This is a genomic window from Microbulbifer maximicatervae (SeqCode), from assembly GCF_052467065.1.
In genome coordinates this window covers 3,873,994-3,893,785 of sequence record NZ_CP174299.1, presented here as the reverse complement: position 1 = coordinate 3,893,785, position 19,792 = coordinate 3,873,994, and the positions used below count along the sequence as shown (strand labels likewise).

The window sequence follows — 19,792 nt, the reverse complement described above, 5'->3', positions numbered from 1 at the left end:
AATTACTCTCCAGTAACATTTCCTGTTTTTAAGTTATTAAATCGCAGCAAGTAGTCCAATGTTAAAGTAAAAACACAAACATGCTGCTCTCGTTCTGAGTATTTTTGCTGCTGTTTTATGGCAGCAGAACTGATCATGGGCGGTATATAGAACCAGACTTTTGCAAGCCAATGGTGTCCATAAAAAAACACCCGCTGAAAAGATTCGTAAATATTACAGATAGGTTTATCACTTATTGACAGTGCCGGGGGAGTTACACCCTCATCTCCCGAATCTTCAACAATCTCCACCATCTTGCTGGTATTCATTGCCAGTATATTGAGTAAAAACTGGGCAAAAGGCAGATAGAAAGTTTGGAAGATATAATCTTCCCTATCGAGACTTGATTCGGAGTCCTGCCAAGCCCGATCCAACTCTTCCTGCACCATGTCGGTGTAACTTTGTAGATCGATCCCTTCTACGACTCTATTTTTATGAGCCTTATTAAAGATCTTTGCCCGCTTCTCCTGATAGCCAACCGTTAAAGGCAGGCTTTGTCTACCCACTTTTAATTTGGTGCCGCTTGACTCCGCCAAACGATTGGCAATATGAGCATAAAAAGTGGTATCAACAGGCGAGAAAAGCTTAGAGGTTACTTCAGGTAAACTGTTGTAGAGTTTATCGGTAGCTTCTTCAGGAATTACCAGAGCGGCATCAAATGACCCAGATTGATGATGTTCAGCTGAGAGCCAAATCAGTTCTCTGGCTGATATAACAACATCATCTTCTGGAAAGAGCATTTTAACATTCTGCAAAAGGCTCTTTCTTTCTATGGAGAAACCAAAATACTCAATTTCAATTAAGTAGTGGCAATCTACCGTATCGGCACCAACAGCAGGAAATAGTGATAAATCCTGACCAACAAATAGACGATCGTCCTTCAGGTAATAATAAAGGGGAAATCGAAATGCATTGCCAACTTGCAAGTGAAAAGTGTTTTTATCACTTCTCTTTATAGTTCCTAAAGATGTCCAATTTTCGCTATGCCCTGCCCCCCAATCGGCATCATTTAAAAATGAACTCAGTGAAACCTCTCCACCGACGGGCAACATTTTTTCTCTCATCAGGGGAGTTTTGCCTTTGCTAGGTCTCATGCAACAGCTCCCTCAGGTTGCCGCACCAAAGTTGTCAACCAGCTGGAAATAGGCTTCGCCGAAGCAGAAATAGCTGACATATGAGTAGCTCTGGGCAGCTCGGTGAGTCCAGCCCTAATATTGGGAGAGAGATACCAGCTCAATACGGTGTGGAGCACGTGGGTATCAAGCACTTCGTCCTTCTCTCCAACAAAAAAGTGGCAGGGTACATTTAAACTTGCAAAGAGATCTGCGTATCTCTTTACGTTATAGGCGCTGAGTAAGTTAAACGTACAGTCCAGAACTCTCCCCTGATTCCCCGCTGCTGATCCCACCGGGGGAAAACTAAGCACTGATAGCTTTCTCAATGGGGGGAACAAAAGTGCCAGCCAATATTTCAGCATTTTTATTTTTGGCAGATTCTGATCACCAGCCGATGCCCTAGGCCGCGTATAGTGACGCTTCCTTCCGTAACGAATGTAATACTCAAAGCCAGATGCTGGAATATCGTATTTTCTTGTTTCCTCTGACTGAGTCAGCGGCGGTGCTATCGCAAAAAAACCTACAATATCTTTACTGCCATATAGGTGCAGATATTTAAGTGCAACCAATGATCCCGCGCTGTGCCCCCCAAGTACAAAGGCTTTAGCCCCTCTTTTTTTGAGGTGTTTTAATAGGTCGGCAAGATCGTCTTGCAGTTGGTCGGAATAATCGAGATCTCCCGGAACACCTTCGCTCTTGCCATGGCCTCGCCAGTCCGGCAGACACACACTAATGCCGTTCCGGTGTACCATTCGTCCGAACATTAAATACCACTGGCTACTGAACGTGCTCCCGTGCATGCAGACAAGCACCAAGTCAGATTCATCGCAAGGCAACCAGCGAAAGGAAAGGTTTTTTCCATCCCGCGCCTGAAAGAACTCCTGAATCACACGACCTCCGAATCCGCATGAGCAGAGTCTAATTCAGCTGTGCGCATAACTTCACGCTGGTCAATGACCGAATCCATTATGTTATCCGGCTGACTGCGTGCAAAAGCAAGAAATACAGGAACCATACTAGGGATCGCAATATACTCCTGAGTCTGCACCCAGATAGATTTTGCTTTCTTGTTAACCTCAGCAAGTTCTTTATTGGAGTAGCTACCCGCAAGATCCATAACTTCAATCGTATCTGTGTGGAAGGACTCTTCCGATACAATAACGCTCACTGGATCTGCCATATCCTCATTGACTAGATCTGTAAGCTTGATAGATAACTTCTCAAGCAGCCAATTGAGGTCAGCCCCATTCATATTTGGCTTTTGTAAAAGATCAGGCAGGGTAATAGCCTGCTGAACAACCATCCGGTTTGCCAGTTTAGGGAGGTCGAGTCGCGCCTGAACAACGCTCAGGAAAACTTCAACCCAAAGTTTTACCCGCAGATCGATTCGCCAACCATCCCGGCCTTGGGTTCCCATTAAATATACAAAGTACTTATAGTGATCGGCACCGGACTCAAAGAAACCTTCACTATTTCTGCGAAAATATCGATTCTGAGCTTTAAGTTCTTTTGCCGTTTCAACTAACAGGCGTTGCAGAATTAACTCAAGAGCCATATATCCACGGCGCAGGTAACTCTTGCGTAGCCAGTACTCCTGATCCAGATAATTACCTGACATATAATCCCAGGCACTCTCCAGGAAATAAGCAGCGGTATTGTAGGCAAGCAAAGGAGAACACAGTTCAGCAGAGTCAATAACCGGGTATACATTTGCTACATGGGCATAGAGGCCCTGGTAAAATTCTGTGACCACTTGATTCGCGATCGGCAATTCTTTTGCAAGCCGCTGCTGAGCTTCATCACGATTATTGTCTGAGATATCGGCAACAATGTACTTACAAATATGGTCATTAAACAGGGCTATCATATCGCCCCCACCACTAAACAGAGGATCAAGGAACATCGAGGAAAATCCGGAGGTGGCCCAGCGGTCCTCAAAGATAAACTCATCCGCTCTATAGGCAAGCTGTCCCCAAGCCTCGAAATCAATAAGCTCGGCGCCTTCCAGAAGTTCCGAAATAGCTCTATAAGCCAACAGAAAATCTAGGAAATCTTGCTTCTTTGTGGGCGGCTTGTCGAATTTACTATTCTCGCCAACGATACCTACACTGGTATAGCCACCACTTAAGGGTATAAACCAAACCCAGTAACCATCTCCAGAAAAATGATTCGTTGAAAGAAAGCGTCCAAAGGCCTTCTTCCTCCAATTCATATCTCCCATGGAGTCGATATCCTGTATGTTCTTAAACCTACCCCAGGCAGAGAAGTGTTTAGGGACATTCTCAACACGGGTAAGCTTTTTATGCTTCTTAGCAACCCGATTTCGACCACTGCAATCTACTAACCAGCGGGCGTTAACCACTCCGCTAGCGCCATCTTCCATAAGCTCTATAGAATGGAGTTCATCACCTGGCTGTATGTTAAGATTTTTTGCTTTTACGCCCCGAATAACCTCTATGCCATTCGCCCTATTCATATCGACAAGGTCGGATTCCAATCTGGCCCGGTCAATTTGAAAAGCTGGATGAGGCGGGATACTGGTGGTTCCGTGCTCACTCATCTCTGTTAATGACAGTGTATGCTCAGGGTTATCGTAGAAAAAACGCAGACCGTTTTTAGGCAAGTGATTCCTATAGAGATAATTCACCAAACCCAACTGCTTCATAAAGTAGTGGCCGGTCATCTCCACTGTCGCTTCACCAACTTTGGCCTTAAACTCAGTATTTGCCTCAACAACCAATATGGTTAAAGCACCATCATTGAGCTTAAGTTGACGGGCCAGGGTTAAGCCAGCCCATCCACCACCGATAATCACTACATCGTAATTGGATTCCAGCTGATCAAGCTTGTTCATGAGACAGCCTCCACATTTGACAATAATGAATTCCAGGAGGAAGCGTCCATTTCACAAAAAGAGTCCTGATCCTGAAGGATATCCAGCACCAGCTTGGTACGGGGTAACTCATTGCGAATAAAGAATTTGGCACTGACAATTTTCGAGCGATAGAATTCCTCATCAGTATCGTTCAGGTCCTGACTCAACTTATCTGATGACGCGCATGCAGCCTCCAATAAAAGCCAAGCCAAGGTTATATCACCAAGCATATGTAGAATACGTGTGCTATAGGCAGGGATTTTGAACATTTCTTTTGTCTTCACCCATACCTGCACAGCTTTCAGTGCTGCCTCGAAATGTCCAAACGAGGTCTTTAAGCGCTCAAATTCAATCTTAAACTGAGGGTAGTCCGTGGCCCGATTGAGGAAATTATCAATTTCTGCCTGATAGAATTGGAATAGCTTACTGGAATTACCCAATCCTAACTTATCCCGGATCAAGTCCTGGCTCTGGATATAATTCGTTCCCTCCCAGATTGCCAGCACTTTAATATCCCGGGCATATTGCTCTATACCCAGATCCTTGAGATACCCCTGACCACCACAGGTTTGAATTGCCAATTCACAGATACGCCAAGCCTGGTCACTGATATAGGCTTTAACAACTGGAGTTAGCAGGTTCATTAAACCCTGATAGTGAGCAATGCGATCCTTTTTGTCTTCCTGCCCCTGGTAGATTTTGACTAAGCTTTCTGACAATGTCAGTTTAGCAATCAGTGCTCTACAGCCCTCTACCTTGGATTTCATTTCCAACAACATACGCTGGACATCGGTATGCTCAACGATATTGACCCGGCTTGCGGTAGAGCTAAAGCTCTCGTGAAATCTCTTGCCCTGTAAGCGCTTTGTCGAATAGGAAAGTGCATTGTAGTAGGCTGAGGAAGCCATACCCAAGGCATAAACACCTGTGCTGATTCGTGCCTGATTCATCAAGGTGAGAAACTGCAACAAGCCTACATTCTCACGGTTCCCCAACAGGTAAGCTCTACAGGGGCCATTGTCACCAAACCGAAGGTGAGTGTTTGCACACCCTTTAAAGCCCATTTTCTCAGCTAGAGAAATGCATTCTATATTATTAAACTCGCCGAGACTCCCATCCTCTTCAACCCAGTACTTAGGCACAATAAAGCAAGACAAACCGTAGGTGCCCGAGCCGCTTTTTTCGCCACGCCCCATAACGAAATAAACGGTGTTTTCTGTCAGGTCGTGCATACCGGCACTGATCAGATATTTTTCGCCCGTTAACAAATAAGTGCCATCTTCCTGTTTCGCAGCGCGAGTCTCTACAAGGGATACATCACTTCCCGCCTGGGGTTCAGTGAGGCAGAGACAAGATGTCCACTCTGAGGTGGCTAATTTGTCCCTAAACAGGTCTTTTTGCAGATCGGTTCCATATTTTTCCACCAAGGTGGAGGACGGCAGGCAAAAACCACCATAAGTCATAAAACTTGGATTTGCCCCCATAAACATTTCCAGGAGCATTTGCATTACAAAGGGCGGAATAGTTGTATTTTGTTCGCCCTCAAGTGAGGAAATATTCCCCCAGTCTTCCTTAAACCTCTGCCACATCTCAGGGAATGCGCTCGGGAGCTTCACTCTCCCATTCTCTAACTGGCATCCCTCTCGATCTGAATCCTGATATCCCGGCCCGAGAACCTCATAAGAGAATTTTTTAGCCCGAACTAAAATTTCATGGAGAATCTCTGGTGAGCACCCTTTAAACATCTGGTCACTGAACAGAGTTTTAGCTTCATGGAACTGTTCTTCAATAAGGAATTTAAATTCTCTTATATCAGTTTTATAAATATTATTATCCATGTCTTGCTCCTTGATATTCCAACAGCGTACGCCAACTACCTGCACCTAATACCCAGTCAAATATCTGGTTATGTCTTCCACGGTAAATCCTCTTGGGATACCTTAATGCCTCACGAATATGCGAAAGGTAATCCTGGCCTAGAGTGTCAGCCAGATGCTGGGCGGAACTAAAATCTATATAGGCGTCTTCCAACACCAATTTCTCAACATTTACCAATCTTGAAAGAAATCCCTGAAAATTGAGCGAAGGAATGTCTATTTTCAGGCAACCTACCCTGCCGCCACCCCCTAGAGTTAACAGCCATAGATCAGTCACCGTTTCCTCAATGTAGTAGTTGATCAATTCAGACAGAGGTTTAATACTCAAATAGTGCCAGCCGTTCTCTTCGATACTGGGTAACCATGAGGCCTTATCGCTGTGCGAAAATCCTTTCAGGAGCCCCTTGGCCCATTTCGAGCGGATATCAAAGGAAACTACTCGAGTATCATCACTAGAGTTGGTTGAGATTACCTGCTTAATACTCTTTACTAAATCTGGTGCGCCAGATAAAGATGGCGCTTGTGAGAGAATATCGCAGCTGGATATTTGACAGAGATGTGTTTCACAATACTCTCGACAGATCCAGGTAGCCGCCACACCTACAAGAACATCTAAGCCATCTTGATCAGGTCCAACTCCAATACCCAATGAATCCAGGCACTCTTGTTGCCGCTCTTTGCCCAGTTCGAGATTTAAGATCAAAGCTTCGGCTTCACTACACTTTGAAAAACTCAATACTGCAGCATGGAAGCTGGTGCAGGCGCTACCCACAAATCGGATATTATGCCCACCATCTTCAAGGTCTGCTATAAACTCTACAACCCGACTATCCTGTAGAACATTAGCCTCTCCCGCAGAAACCACATAGATAAGTTCTGGTAACAAATCATATTGATCCAGGTGTCCTCTCAAGGCATCAAGTAATCGATCAACCTGCCCGCCACTGTCTACCCATAGGTTTTTAATAAACATCTTTATGCTGTCCCGTCCATGGTGTTTATTGTTATATCACCGAAACCGCACTCGATAAGTAATTTAGAAAGCCCCTCAATTAAGAGATCATGGCAATCAACATCCACTGCCAACCTGATTTTCAGCTGGTTTGTTCCCGCTTCAAATGGGTGGCGAACCAAGCTATCCTCAATAGCTATATATCGTTTTCCTTCTCTAACTAATATTGCTTCTTCACCAGCCAGGTCATGAAGCATTAAAACGGTGTATTGTAATAGAGCACTTGGCATACGCCCACCAGCGGGCATCTGCATTTTTATCAAGATTAAGTCTGTATCCAGTTCAGAATCTTCAAAGTATCGCAGAATATCCAGTAGTAATTGATAGTGCTCCGAATGATTCAGTAGCACCGGGCTGGAATTAACTGGTAGGCTGGATAATGCAAGATAGTCCTGCTCAGTACTCAACGGCAGCATTTGTGCTAAGCAGGATTTCAATGTGTCCGGATAGGGGTTACGTTCGAGACACGTTGATAGCTCAACAGTCTTCATCACGCGGCCTCCATTAGATAGAAGTGACTTTGTTCATCAACGGTAACTTCTACAGTGCAATAATAGCCATTCAATGCAATCGAACAGGCCAGAAAATTTTCTTGCTTGTCAAAGCCTTTTTCAGCGCCTTGGCAAATAATATTCAGCCAGGGATCACTACCAAAACAATGCCCCCATCGATCGTGCAAGTCTGGTAACTTTTGATTGGCCGACAACAATTTGGAGAAAATTTGGCGAATATTCTCTGGAAAGAACGGCAAAGATAAAGTCAGGTCATCTCGTCCAACAGCCATTTTTCGGATGACAGTGGCAAATTCCGGAGTTGTATTATAAGTAATCGTGCAGGATGCATTAAGGTTTATACTGTCAAGATCCCGCACTTCAAACAACAGTGTACAGAGACCAAAACCACTATCGCCCCAATTTTCATTTTCTCGCCAAAACGTTAGATCTAAAACATTGGCATCAAGAATGCTTACCATTAAGTAGCGCGATTCCGGATTTTGTGTCAGGTAATGCCGAAGGCTATAACCCCAAGATGCACATTCATAGGTATTAACAAAACTGGTAACTGGCGCTCTTGCATTATCACCGTAATTGAAGTCCTGCTCACTAATCGCCGATGAACTCAAAGGAAGTTCAATCATGGTAGAGCATAAAAAATGGCGATCTATTTGCGAATCATTTATCTCTGGAGCAGCATCTAATACACTATCTGTCTGTCTTCGGATAATCCTGGCAATATCACCAAAGGCAGTTGAAACATCACTACTGGATGAGACAGTGATACCTTCTATGGGGATAAAAGCTGCAGATCGTAAATACAGGCTCATACCCGCAGCCCCTTAAATTTGCTATATATCTCAAAGAAGCACCGATATGAACTGCCTTCCATTTTTGTGAAAGCCAACAGATCGCGCTGTCGATTTACGGATTTGATCTTTCCTGACAAGACCAGGTTCAGCAAAAGCTCATTGCTGGTAAATTTCGTTGCCAGTACACGGTTTACACTGTGCATAGAAAAAGTGGTTGCAACTACCTGCTCATTACATAAATGAATTAGATACTCTATATGAGCCTGATCTTCGCTGGTTAAACGAGCTTCTTTACAGTCATGTAGCCAAAGCACAAAGTGCATTAGTGATTTAACAAAGCGCGGGCGAACCAGTGTTAAAAATCGATTGACGCTACCCAACCCACCTTTGCTCAACAACATGTCTTTGGTAATTGATACTTTACCCTTACAATTTCCCAGCTGTAAGGTGCTATTTAAAAACGGCTCTCCTACAGTACTCTGCCGTAGTTGGTTACAGAGTTCTGGCGGCAACATCACTGTCAGGGGAAAAGGCCTTCCCGGTTGCTTGGTAACTACCATGGCAAAGCCAAGCTTATGTGCCTCAATGCCGTGGATCTTGTCGACATTCAGTAGCATGTCGCTATCAGTTTCAACCAGCTCTGTCTTCCAACCCATAAGACTCGGGCCGCCGGGGTCTGTCATAAGGAAGTGGCCGAAAATCCCCTGCTCCACCCATTTATTGACCTGGGCAAGCTGATCATCTGTAGCAGTCAGGCTCAACATAATCGAGCCAAATAGCCCGATCATATTATGAAAGTGATTATCCAGTCCTTCATCCCGGACGGTGTCAATAATTTGATCAATAACAAAGGTCTGCTCAAACTGCTCTAATGGCTGCTGAACCGAAGCGTCCCTAAGTGGTGCAAGCTCTGTCAAAGGATCTTCGATAATCATTGATGCATCGAATAGCCGAGCACAAGAATTTTCTAACAGCGATTTCAATGTGCTGGGCACTGGTGAAATACTGGATAATTGATTGAGAACAAAACCACCTACAACCGATTGCATTTCCATGATCTACTCCACCAGATAAGAGTTCGAAGCTGGCAATTTGAGGAAAGGTGCTACGGTATAACTTGCGTTATAGGCACCACATCCATCAAATATGACTAAGTCCCCTTCTCGAAGGTCAATATTGTTGACTTCCCCAATCACATCTTCCTTATTACAAGATGTGCCCACTAAAAGGACTTTCTGCCCCTCATCCTTCCCTTTTAGAGGAGTCCCATTTCGCAAAACATGAGGTTGCTGGAATCGTTTAAAGGTACTTTCCGTTTTCGCCAACAGAAAATTTTGGGCCATTCCCCCATCACATACGGCGTACTTGTCACCGTTAATGGACTTTTTATAGCGAACTTCCGTGACGAAATAACCGGCTGAGCCCATAATTGCTCGACCACTCTCGTGAACTACCTTGATATGATCTGGAAATTCAGCAATCAAATTTCTATATTGCTCAAAATCAAACTCCTGCTCCCGCCAATTGGGGTCAAACCCACCACCTAGATTGGCTAATGACAGAGGGTATCCCAGTATTTCTTCAAACTCATAAACAACTTGTAAAGCCACTTTGGCAGTATCGAAAGCACCTTTATTAAAGGAGTATGAGCCCCTGAACAAATGAAAACCTAAAACTGGAATCTCATGTTTCTTGCAAAAATCCAAAGCCTCAAGGCAGCCATTCCAGTCGAAACCAAAATGATCTTTTCTTAGGCCCTTTTGATTTCTATCAAAGTGGCTCAAGATTGAGGGGTTAAGCCTTAAAACGACAGGGTTTACTGGCCGCCTTGCCTTCAACTCCTCAACCAAAGCTAATTGATTGAGGTTGTCGATAATTAAATGGCACTTACTCGCAATGGCAGCGCGTATAAAGGCCTTATCTGCCGATGGGTTATTGACAAATCGGGGACTATTCCCTTTGGGAAGTAGATTTAGTTCGCCTATAGATGCAATCTCAATACCGTCTTCAAAGATGTGCCCACAACGAAGTATTAAATCAAGACAACTATTGGCTTTTAGAGAGTATATCAATCCCGTGCCCAGCGCTTCCTTCAGCTGCTTGTAGTTATCGTGAGCAGTTTTAACGGAATAGATATAACAAGGTGTAGATAGCTGTTTCTTGTTTTGGCCCAACTGCTGAACCAGCGCATCTGACAGTGCACCCATAACTCCCCCAAAGGTTAAACGTATCGTTTATATTTTTATTAAGTTAGCGTTTTATGTTTTAGGCGGGATCCCGCCTAAATATGCTCAGATCATTAGGCATGGACTTGTAAATCCTGTTCTAAGCGCTTTCTATCGACCTTGCTATTAGCAGTTAATTGAATTCCATCAACAAACCTGATATCTCTAGGCATGTAGTCAGTATCTATGTTCGCTTTCAGCCAAGTGCGAAACTGCTTCTGATTATCAGCGGTATTCTCATGAAGCTCCACAACACAAGTAGCCACTTCATTCTCGAGCTTATCTTTAGTACCGATGACTGCATTGATATGCACCAATGGGCACATATCAATATGATTTTCCAAGTCCTTTGGAAACAGACAAAATCCACCTTGTTTTATTAAGTCTTTTGAACGCCCTTTAAAATAGAAAAAGCCATCCTGATCACGGGTAAAAAGGTCTCCCGTCGCCAACCAGTTGTCGTCCCGATAACTGCCAGAAAAGATTTCTGCACCACCTTGAGCGGCCGGGTTATAGTAGCCTTGCATCACTGCCGCCCCACGAACATAAAGCTCACCTACCTCATCAGCTTTTGCTTCTCTAAATTTACTGACCTCTGAGTGAGGTATAAATACACGTGCATCCAGGCCAGGGATCGGCTTGCCAACTGAACCCATCTTTTCTTCCCAAAGCTCCGGCTCCAAGTACAAGGCTCGCTTGCACTCAGTCAAACCATACATAGAGAAAACATTTAGACTTGGGCAGTACTCTTTCCAGGCGCGAATCATGTACTCAGATAAATGGCCCCCAGTATTGGTGATACTGCGCAGGTTGCTGAGGTCAGGTTTAACCAAACCCACCAGTTTCACCAGGGCAGCCCCCATTGCTGGCACGATCGGAAGAACAGATATATCCCGCTCTGAAATCGTTTTAAGGGCTTGTATGGGGTTAAATGGTTTGTCGTAGAGGATGGTTGTACAGTTGCTATATAGCGCAAATAAGACCTGATAAAGACCGTAATCAAATGACAAAGGGGATAAGCACAAAATTCTGTCCTGTGCTGTCAGGCCCAAATATTGGGATAGTGAGGCCAAGGAGGTCAGAACATTTTGATGGGTAAGCATAATGCCTTTTGGCTTACCAGTACTTCCTGAGGTATAGATCACCAGAGCCAGATCTACGCCTGTGACCACTGGAGTAGAAGACACTTCAAACTCTGAGAATTCCTGCTGATAATCGGGCAAGGCCTCAATTTTTCCAGCACGCCATATCGCCTTGGCATTACAGTCTGAAGCGATCATTTTAATTGAAGAATGGCTCAGATCCCCCTTTGCAGGTACAACCACCAACCCCATCTTCCACGCCGCCAACATAATGGCGACCGCCTCTATTTCAGACTGAGTACACACTAAAATGCGGTCGCCAGCACTGAAACAAACTTCTTCATTTGTAAGTGAGAGCCACGCATCCTCACAGTGAGCCGCGGTCAAAACCTCGCCATCCAGATTTTCCAGACGACCTTGCCAACATTTTTCCACAACTTTCTCGAACAGGCTGGCAAGAGAAAACATTTTTAGTCCATTTATTATTCTAAGATTTTTGATCTAGTCCGAATAAGCCTAAAAAAAACTATTCAAACCGGCTACATGGGACGATCATTTTATAAATCGGATGACCCAATAATGACAAGCATTTTCTGTAAAGCTTATGACAACCTCTTTATCAATCCATGAAAAGTTTCATCCTGTTAGAAATTATTCGATCTGACTAAACATTACAAACATTCCAAAAGACAAATAAATCAAGAAGTTAATAAACCCTTTTTCCGATCTCGCACCACTACCAAGTAAAAAAATAGGCAATAAAAAACCAATTTATTCAGGATTTAATTCCACTAAATGACCAAAAAAAAGAAAATAATTTTTTTGGCAGTAAAACCCTATAAAGCCCAAAAAAATTGAACCGAATGGTCACAAAATAGGATGGGCAAATATTAAAAATTACTCAAACTTATTTCTGAAGGTGGTTTTTGAGAACCATGAAACCTTGAGAGATTTCTTTTACAAGTGATCGGCTACCGGCACTGAAAGCCAGATAAATATTTGAATGCAAGTTAATGCAATAATTTCGGTTACAGGGGAGTCAGATCAGTAGCGGCGTGAAATTACTGACTTCAAGTAAACCTTTAAATCCAGGTCTGCCAGACAAAACATGGGCGCCAGCCTAAATGCTATAGACCAATAATTACAATAAAGCTGACCTTTTAAATCACCGGTCCCACCAGATCAAAATTAAGCCAAACTTATCGCTAAAGATACCCAAGTTACGCCTGGGGATAGCCATCTTTATAATCCGGCAGTTAACACAAAAAATTGGCACGAAATAACCCCAATAGAGGAAGCAATACCACACACTTACGTATCACGCACGCCTTGCATATAGAGGTAGCTATTTTGATTCGATTACTTCAGTACGCATTTTGGTCTGTCGGAATTTTTCTTCTGTTAACCAGCTCTCTGCCGCTTTGCGCCGATTTACATCCAGAGACTCTGAAATCAATCAGTACGCCAGATAAGGTGGACAGTAGTATTGGCACCCTCGAATTCCGTGATGGCGCTCCCTACCCCCAGACCGCAGAGAAGCTCTACGACTATTTGGATCATATGCGTGCGGTAGATAGTTTCCTCAAAGGAATTCAGGGAGCATCAGTACATGCTCTGATGAAAGGGGGAAGAGAGCTTGGCGCTAAGTCTGCCAATGAAGTCTTAATTTTCGATCGGTTAATGAACTCTGAGTCTCTTTTTCTTACAGGCAATACTTCGACTATCTACACGCTGGCTTTTTTAGATCTAAAACGAGACGGACCAACTGTGTTTCACTCGCCGCCCGACGTTATGGGCGCGTTTAATGATGCCTGGTTCCGCTTTGTTGAAGATATCGGCTCCTCTGGCCCGGATAAGGGGCGCGGGGGAAAGTTTCTGTTACTGCCACCAGACTATAAAGGCAATATTCCCTTCGGCTACATTCCCATCTACCCTCGCTCCTTCCGACTGTGGGTGTTTATGCGCTCGCCAAGTAACCAGCCTTTGCCGGAGGCCGTGCAAAACATCAAAGACAACTTGAGAATCTACCCCCTGGCTCAAAAAGGTAACCCGCCAAGGATGGTCTTTATCAGTGCGTCTGGAAAGGCTTTCAACACCATCCACCCCAATGACTATCAATTCTATAAGCACCTTAATGAAGTCGTTCAATACGAGTGGGTTGGGATGCTTAACCCAGAAACACGCGGCCTCTTTGCCTCAATAGGCATTGAAAAAGGAAAAGCCTTCAGTCCAGATAAAAGAATGACCAAAATTCTTACGGACGCAGTTGCAATTGGTAATGGTATAGCCCGCTCAATTGTTTGGTACCCACGGACAGACAAATCCCTCTCCGATATCAAAATCTACCCAGGCACAGATAGCGCCTGGGTAATGGCGTTTCCCGGCAAGAACATCTTCTTCAATGGCCCCGATGGCAAAACCATTAATAGTGACGCTAGAGTCAGCTACTTCTATCCCTATAACGGTGTCAGCCCAGCAATGACTGCAATTGAACCTGGCAAAGGTTCTGATTACGCCATTGCCTTTGTCGATGAAAATAAAGAGCCCTTTGACGGCTCTAAAAAATACAAATTGCACCTGCCCCCCGATGTACCGGTCAATGCTTTTTGGGCAGTTAATATCTACGACAGCCAAACGCGCTCAATGTTAAAAACCAGCCAGCCCTTTCCCGCAGTAAGCAGCCAGTCGAAAGGGATAAGACAAAACTCCGATGGTTCTTATGACGTTTATTTTGGACCCGAGGCGCCAAAAGGGTTTGAGAAAAACTGGCTGGAGACCCTACCCAACAAAGGTTTCTTCGTAATCTTGAGACTGTATGGACCCTTGGGGCCATGGCTGGAGAAAACCTGGCGTCCTGGAGAGGTGGAGCCTACTGAATATTAAAAGAACTGACCCCTCCAGGCTTTTACGGAGATTCTGGCCGCCCCACAATTGCGCTGCCCGCAAGGCGCAAGCGGTGATTCCGGGGAGTCTCCGCAAACCAACGTCGACAAGCTCGCTGAAATGTACTCTGCTCGGAGTACCCCAACAAACCCGTAATCTGCCCCAAGGCCAGATTCGGATCGGATAAGTATCGAGTCGCCAGATCCCGCCGCACGTTATCCAATAGCTCTTCGAACCTAAGCCCTTCCGCAGCCAGGCGGCGCTGTAAAGTTCTGGGGTGGAGCTTGAGCGCCCCTGCCACATTACCGAGCTGAGATCTGCCGCTGGGCAGTATTTCACTGAGTAACTGTCGAATTTCTACAGTTAGAGGAACGGGCAGCGTCGCACTCTGCTCCTCCAAATGGTAAATGGCCAATCGCTCAACCACTGGATCGGCAGACTTCAGTGGTGTATCCAGAAATGCAGCTGGGAAGTCCATCGCGCAATAGCCCGAGCTAAACAGAACCTCACACCCAAAGTAATTGCAGTAGTCACCCTCTGCCATTTGAGGACCATAAGGCAGCAGTACGTTTTGCGGGCAACACTCAGTCTCTACCAACATCCGTATCATCGTCAGCGTATTTCCCAGCACCTGCTCCCGGATCTGGCGATAGCTACTGAGAGCTGGGTCCTGCCAATCAAAAACAATACGTAGTACATCTCCCTCACTTAATGGCTCCAGTTGCATACTGAGGGATGAACTATGAAGAGAAAGAAAGCGCCTAACGGATAGCAAGGCTTGCCGTGGAGTGGCCGCATTGCATGCAACTACACCTACCCCACCTAAGCGGTCCACCCCTTGTCGCGATGCGAGGCACAGCCCCAAATCGGGGCGATCTAACCGGCGTGCTGCAGTTTCCAGCAGGCGCGCGACCTCAACAAATGATACCAAGCGGGAATCCGCCGGGCTGATATCACACGGCATACCGAACTCGGCCAAGAAGGCTTCCCCCCCGCACCCAAGCTGCTCCACGAATTCACTGAAACCGGAAAGAATACTGACTCGTACAAGGCTACCCATAACTTGCTCCCCATCTTTGTGGCGCGGAAAGACAATTATTTGTCGCAATCTAACAATAAATCATGGGCACATCTACCCAGTCTATAAGGCATAGAAATTTGCAGGGATAGGGATTGTGAAATCGACTCATTTCGATGTATTAATTATCGGCGCGGGACTCTCAGGGGTAGGAATGGCTTGTCATTTGAGTCGCGAATGCCCCAGGCGCAGCTTCGCCATTATCGAGCGTCGGGCACAAGTCGGCGGCACCTGGGACCTCTTTAAATACCCGGGCATTCGATCTGATTCCGATATGTACAGCTTCGGCTATGACTTCCAACCCTGGTCCGGCGAGAAAATACTCGCGGATGGCCCATCTATCAAAAAATATATTGAAACCACCGCAGAGCAATATGACGTTAAAAAGAGAATTCACTTTGGAATAAATTTAACTACGGCAAACTGGTCCAGTACAGACCGAGCTTGGACTCTGGAAGGTCACAACACCGAATCTGGCAGCCCAGTGAGATATATCTGTAGTTTTCTGATTGCCTGTACTGGGTATTACGACCATAAAGAGGGCTACTTGCCGCAATATCCAGGTATAGAAAACTATCAAGGAAAACTGATTCATCCCCAACAGTGGCCAGAAAATCTGGACTACCGCAGCAAGCGTATTATCGTGATCGGCAGCGGTGCTACCGCTGTTACCCTGGTCCCTTCGCTCGCAACCACCGCCCAACATGTCACCATGTTGCAACGCTCCCCAAGCTATATCATTTCAGTTCCATCTATCGATAAAATCTCTCGTGTACTATCAAAATTTCTGCCAGCACCCTGGGTCCACAAGCTAGGACGCTGGCGCAATATCAAATTGCAGCGCTGGATTTTTAAAGCTGCTAAGCGCTGGCCTAACTTTATTAGAAAGTTACTATTAAAAGATGTAAGAAAAAGCCTTCCAGCTAATTACGATCTCAGTCACTTCGACCCCAGTTACAACCCCTGGGATCAACGTCTCTGCGTTGTACCCGATGGAGATCTGTTCTCCTCAATCTGCTCAGGAAAAGCTTCTGTTGCCACCGGTGAAATAGAAACCTTCTCAGATAAAGGTATCCTACTTAAATCAGGGCAACAATTAGACGCAGACATTATTATCAGTGCGACCGGATTAAAGTTACAAGTTCTAGGAGGTATCAAGCTCTGTATTGATGGTGCACCGGTAGCAGTCAATCAAAAGCTGACTTACAAAGCAGTGCTAATGGAGGGGGTTCCTAACATCTCATGGGTATTCGGCTATACCAACGCCCCCTGGACTCTTAAAGCCGACATTACTGCTCGCTATATTTGCCGCCTGTTAAAATACATGGACGCACATAACTTTCAGGTGTGTACAGCGATAGATAGCGAAGGCAGTGCTGAGCAAGGTTCGGTGATGAGCAGCCTGGATTCTGGCTATGTAAAACGGGCAAATGGAGAACTTCCCAGACAAGGTAAGCGCTATCCATGGCGCCTGTTAAATAACTATGAGGAGGACTGTAAGATACTCCTTGATTCAGCGATTGAGGATGAATTTTTAACTTTTGTGCCGCACCAATCTGACACCCAGAAAATTCTAAAGGCAAAAGATAAAAACAACACATCCTCTATCGAAGTAAGCAGTATTTAAATTTCAGGCAGCATTAAGAACGCGAGTCTCGGCTCGCTTCTATTTTACCTTTCATTAGGTAGACGGATATAGAGGCCGCACAAAATCCCTAGCTCCAAGCCCAGACTAAAAACCCCATAGTGAACAACCGCTATAAATATTATTTGACCTGACAGTCGCGACTCGTAAAAAAGTAACAAACACTTCTAATTGATCCGCCACCGATACCCTCTCGGAATTCGTTACGGGCTTCACGTAACCATATAATCATGGGGTAGCAAATCCGAATATTAGGTCACCAGACAGGATGGCTTATTGTGAGAGCTGTGAGTATTTTTTTAATTTTGTCCTCGCTATCAATAGCTTCAATGGCGTCTTCTGTAAGTATACAACTAGAAAACTGGGACAGAATTTGTCAAATTCAAGTTACTGGCGGAAAAAACCCGTCGTTCACAAATTTCCAAACTTTTAATAACATTAAAAGAGGCTGGTCAATTTCCAAGCCCTATCAAATATGCTATCGCCGGAATGAAGAACCTTCCCAATGTAATTCAAAAATGACGATGTGGCGGTGCAAACGGTATGTTCAATCTGAAGACCAGAAAGCAAATACTTTTCCTATATTCTAGGTTTTATCGTCTCCACCTTTAACGAAAGCTACCAAATTATGACGCTTGATCCAATATGCTGAACTTAAGCACCCAAGGATTGATATCAGAGGGAGCAACGAAGTCAACTTGCAATACAGTACGATCATCAGAAAACTGATACACCCATTTATTGTCAATAAACTTACCCTGCCCCTTCCTCCACTCGGGATTTTCTTTCATTTGCTCACTAAACCAGGCTTTTACAGTTTCCACATCACCGGAAAGCTGAAACGCGGTGTACCATTCTTCCAGGCTACCATAGCTATACTCCTTAGAAACAAACTGAATCGATTCAGGCAAGTCACCAAGGTTTGGCATGATTTTATCCGCCATCATCCCCCGGATATAGCCCCCCTCTGGCAACCACAGGTACTCAATCTTCGCTGCGACACTTTTGGCTTTTTCAATCGTATCAACCTTGCTTACCAGATATAAAGCGCCGTCTATACCAGATGAAAGACCAGCTGTAGTAATAAACTTTCCGTTATCAACAAACTTTTTATTCTTTACCAATTCAACATCAGGAAAGTTCTTCTCGAAAGAATCAAATGCTCCGCGAATGGTGGTTGCTTTCTTACCATCCAGAAGCCCAGTATTTGCCAGAATAAAGGCACCGTTACATACCGATAGAACGTACTGAGCCTGTTTGGACTGCTCTTTAATCCACTGTAATACTTCCGGGCTCTCCATTGCTTCATTAATACTGCCCCCTGGGATAATTACTGCATCAAATTGATTGTCCTGATCGAAGCTGGTATCTGGAGCCACTTTAAGCCCCATGGCTGAAGTAATGGTTCCACCATCTTCCGAAACCGTTGTCAAACGATAATTGGCTTGCCCAAAAACCTCATAGGGCCCGGCATAATCAATAGTTTGTGCACCGTCGTACAACAATATCCCTATATGAAAGGCATCTTTAGATGTGGAGTGGGCCCAGACCATATTGCTAAAAAGTAGCGAGCATAGGCCAGCCCAGATTAAAGAACGCATGGATATTTCCTTTTTATTTTAGGCAAGTAGAGATATATGCTTTAGCGTTTATTGGATATCACACGCTAAGCACAAACATATAATCAAGGTATCTATTGGGGATACAGCTGGAAGTGTAAGCTAGAAAATTTGGTCGCAAATGACATAAAGTCGACAAATTCAGACATCTACGGTTGGGTAAGATAAGCTTTCATTTAAAAAATAATATTTAGCCGGATATTGCCAATGCTTACATACTTTTTACTGCATTATATATCTCAGCAGCGAAGAACATTATCCAAAGCGAGTACTTTACCAATAAGATATCCAAATAAATCTACACCCCAAAAGGAAATTAATAAAAACAGCAGTATCGGCCACTACAAGCATTCAAAACTGTATTTATTTTAATAGCAAAGGAAAACTAAGAGGAACAACCAGCAATAAAAACCACTATGGAACCAACCAACAATTTATCCCTACACAACTATTAAAGTAAATGTAAAACTGGCATTTTAATTTACCCTTTAGCGTACTTGTTGTTAATAACAGCTTAACCACACCTTACTTGGTGTAGTTTTTTCAAACTAGACACCACTATAACTTTATATTACTTCATAAGAAGTTCAAGTATAATCCTACATTATAATTAACTCTACTTACCCTCCTTAAACGCCACCATTAACCTAATAGGTCTCGCGCCAGGATACTCGCCAATATCGCAATACAAAAATGACATACTCCGGTTAAAAGCATATAAAGGCGGATAAATATCATCCAGGTCTCTACTCTTTAAATATTCACTCAAACAAGAAAAAGAAGACTCATAAAGCCTTGACGATTTACCTGCATCAAAAAAAACAAGTATTTCTCCTTCTTCATCCATGTTTAATTTATCCATTTCCGCCCACCTAAAAGGCACCCTCAAATTTTGCCAAATATCACCATGGGTAGACATATCTTTTTTAACAAACGGCCGTCTATATATTTTTTTTAAATTATTAACTATGGGTACATATTCTTCGTGCGGAATCCTATTCCCGAATATACGTGTTTCTTCTTCAAAATAGCTCAT

The 19,792-nt window shown here is 44.3% G+C and carries 15 protein-coding genes; 2 read left to right on the top strand and 13 right to left on the bottom strand.

Annotation, left to right across the window (positions count from 1 at the left end):
• Positions 1 to 2 precede the first annotated feature (2 nt).
• The 10 genes from ACJJI1_RS17255 to ACJJI1_RS17210 all read right to left on the bottom strand — a co-directional run bounded on the left by ACJJI1_RS17255 (position 3) and on the right by ACJJI1_RS17210 (position 11,999).
• Positions 3 to 1,133 (bottom strand): hypothetical protein, encoded by a 1,131-nt coding sequence (locus ACJJI1_RS17255; protein WP_444957412.1) that lies wholly within the window; start codon positions 1,131 to 1,133, stop codon positions 3 to 5.
• Positions 1,130 to 2,044 carry an alpha/beta fold hydrolase gene (locus ACJJI1_RS17250; protein ID WP_444957411.1) on the bottom strand — a complete coding sequence of 305 codons (915 nt, stop codon included), beginning with the start codon at positions 2,042 to 2,044 and terminating at the stop codon, positions 1,130 to 1,132. The genes ACJJI1_RS17255 and ACJJI1_RS17250 overlap by 4 nt, the downstream gene beginning before the upstream one ends.
• On the bottom strand, positions 2,041 to 4,008 hold the full coding sequence (locus tag ACJJI1_RS17245; RefSeq protein ID WP_444957410.1) for an NAD(P)/FAD-dependent oxidoreductase: 1,968 nt from the start codon (positions 4,006 to 4,008) through the stop codon (positions 2,041 to 2,043). Before ACJJI1_RS17245 ends, ACJJI1_RS17250 begins: the two co-directional genes overlap by 4 nt.
• Positions 4,005 to 5,867, bottom strand: a complete 1,863-nt coding sequence (locus tag ACJJI1_RS17240; protein WP_413665412.1) for an acyl-CoA dehydrogenase family protein — start codon at positions 5,865 to 5,867, stop codon at positions 4,005 to 4,007. Before ACJJI1_RS17240 ends, ACJJI1_RS17245 begins: the two co-directional genes overlap by 4 nt.
• Positions 5,860 to 6,879: a hypothetical protein gene (locus ACJJI1_RS17235; RefSeq protein ID WP_444957409.1), complete on the bottom strand. Its 1,020-nt coding sequence runs from the start codon at positions 6,877 to 6,879 to the stop codon at positions 5,860 to 5,862. Before ACJJI1_RS17235 ends, ACJJI1_RS17240 begins: the two co-directional genes overlap by 8 nt.
• A gap of 2 nt (positions 6,880 to 6,881) precedes the next feature.
• Positions 6,882 to 7,412 carry a hypothetical protein gene (locus ACJJI1_RS17230; protein WP_444957408.1) on the bottom strand — a complete coding sequence of 177 codons (531 nt, stop codon included), beginning with the start codon at positions 7,410 to 7,412 and terminating at the stop codon, positions 6,882 to 6,884.
• Positions 7,409 to 8,242 carry a hypothetical protein gene (locus ACJJI1_RS17225; protein WP_444957407.1) on the bottom strand — a complete coding sequence of 278 codons (834 nt, stop codon included), beginning with the start codon at positions 8,240 to 8,242 and terminating at the stop codon, positions 7,409 to 7,411. Before ACJJI1_RS17225 ends, ACJJI1_RS17230 begins: the two co-directional genes overlap by 4 nt.
• On the bottom strand, positions 8,239 to 9,279 hold the full coding sequence (locus ACJJI1_RS17220; protein ID WP_444957406.1) for a hypothetical protein: 1,041 nt from the start codon (positions 9,277 to 9,279) through the stop codon (positions 8,239 to 8,241). The genes ACJJI1_RS17225 and ACJJI1_RS17220 overlap by 4 nt, the downstream gene beginning before the upstream one ends.
• A gap of 3 nt (positions 9,280 to 9,282) precedes the next feature.
• Positions 9,283 to 10,431, bottom strand: a complete 1,149-nt coding sequence (locus ACJJI1_RS17215) for a type III PLP-dependent enzyme domain-containing protein (protein WP_444957405.1) — start codon at positions 10,429 to 10,431, stop codon at positions 9,283 to 9,285.
• A gap of 92 nt (positions 10,432 to 10,523) precedes the next feature.
• Positions 10,524 to 11,999 (bottom strand): class I adenylate-forming enzyme family protein, encoded by a 1,476-nt coding sequence (locus tag ACJJI1_RS17210; RefSeq protein WP_444957404.1) that lies wholly within the window; start codon positions 11,997 to 11,999, stop codon positions 10,524 to 10,526.
• A gap of 882 nt (positions 12,000 to 12,881) precedes the next feature.
• Between ACJJI1_RS17210 and ACJJI1_RS17205 the strand changes: the two genes are divergently transcribed.
• Entirely contained in the window at positions 12,882 to 14,414 is a 1,533-nt protein-coding gene (locus ACJJI1_RS17205; RefSeq protein ID WP_444957403.1) for a DUF1254 domain-containing protein, read from the top strand.
• Between the two features lie 22 nt (positions 14,415 to 14,436).
• On the opposite strand, the gene ACJJI1_RS17200 is transcribed toward ACJJI1_RS17205, so the two are convergent.
• Complete coding sequence (locus ACJJI1_RS17200; RefSeq protein WP_444957402.1) at positions 14,437 to 15,474, bottom strand: AraC family transcriptional regulator; 1,038 nt, start codon at positions 15,472 to 15,474, stop codon at positions 14,437 to 14,439.
• Positions 15,475 to 15,589: 115 nt separating this feature from the next.
• Between ACJJI1_RS17200 and ACJJI1_RS17195 the strand changes: the two genes are divergently transcribed.
• The gene (locus ACJJI1_RS17195) at positions 15,590 to 17,119 is read left to right on the top strand and encodes a flavin-containing monooxygenase (protein ID WP_444942005.1); all 1,530 of its coding nucleotides are present in this window, start codon (positions 15,590 to 15,592) and stop codon (positions 17,117 to 17,119) included.
• A 644-nt stretch (positions 17,120 to 17,763) separates the two neighbouring features.
• Here the strand turns inward: ACJJI1_RS17195 and ACJJI1_RS17190 are convergent.
• Both ACJJI1_RS17190 and ACJJI1_RS17185 read right to left on the bottom strand, forming a co-directional pair.
• A complete protein-coding gene (locus ACJJI1_RS17190) occupies positions 17,764 to 18,738 on the bottom strand; it encodes a DJ-1/PfpI family protein (protein ID WP_444957401.1) in 975 nt (324 codons plus the stop codon).
• Between the two features lie 634 nt (positions 18,739 to 19,372).
• A complete protein-coding gene (locus tag ACJJI1_RS17185; protein WP_444957400.1) occupies positions 19,373 to 19,792 on the bottom strand; it encodes a hypothetical protein in 420 nt (139 codons plus the stop codon).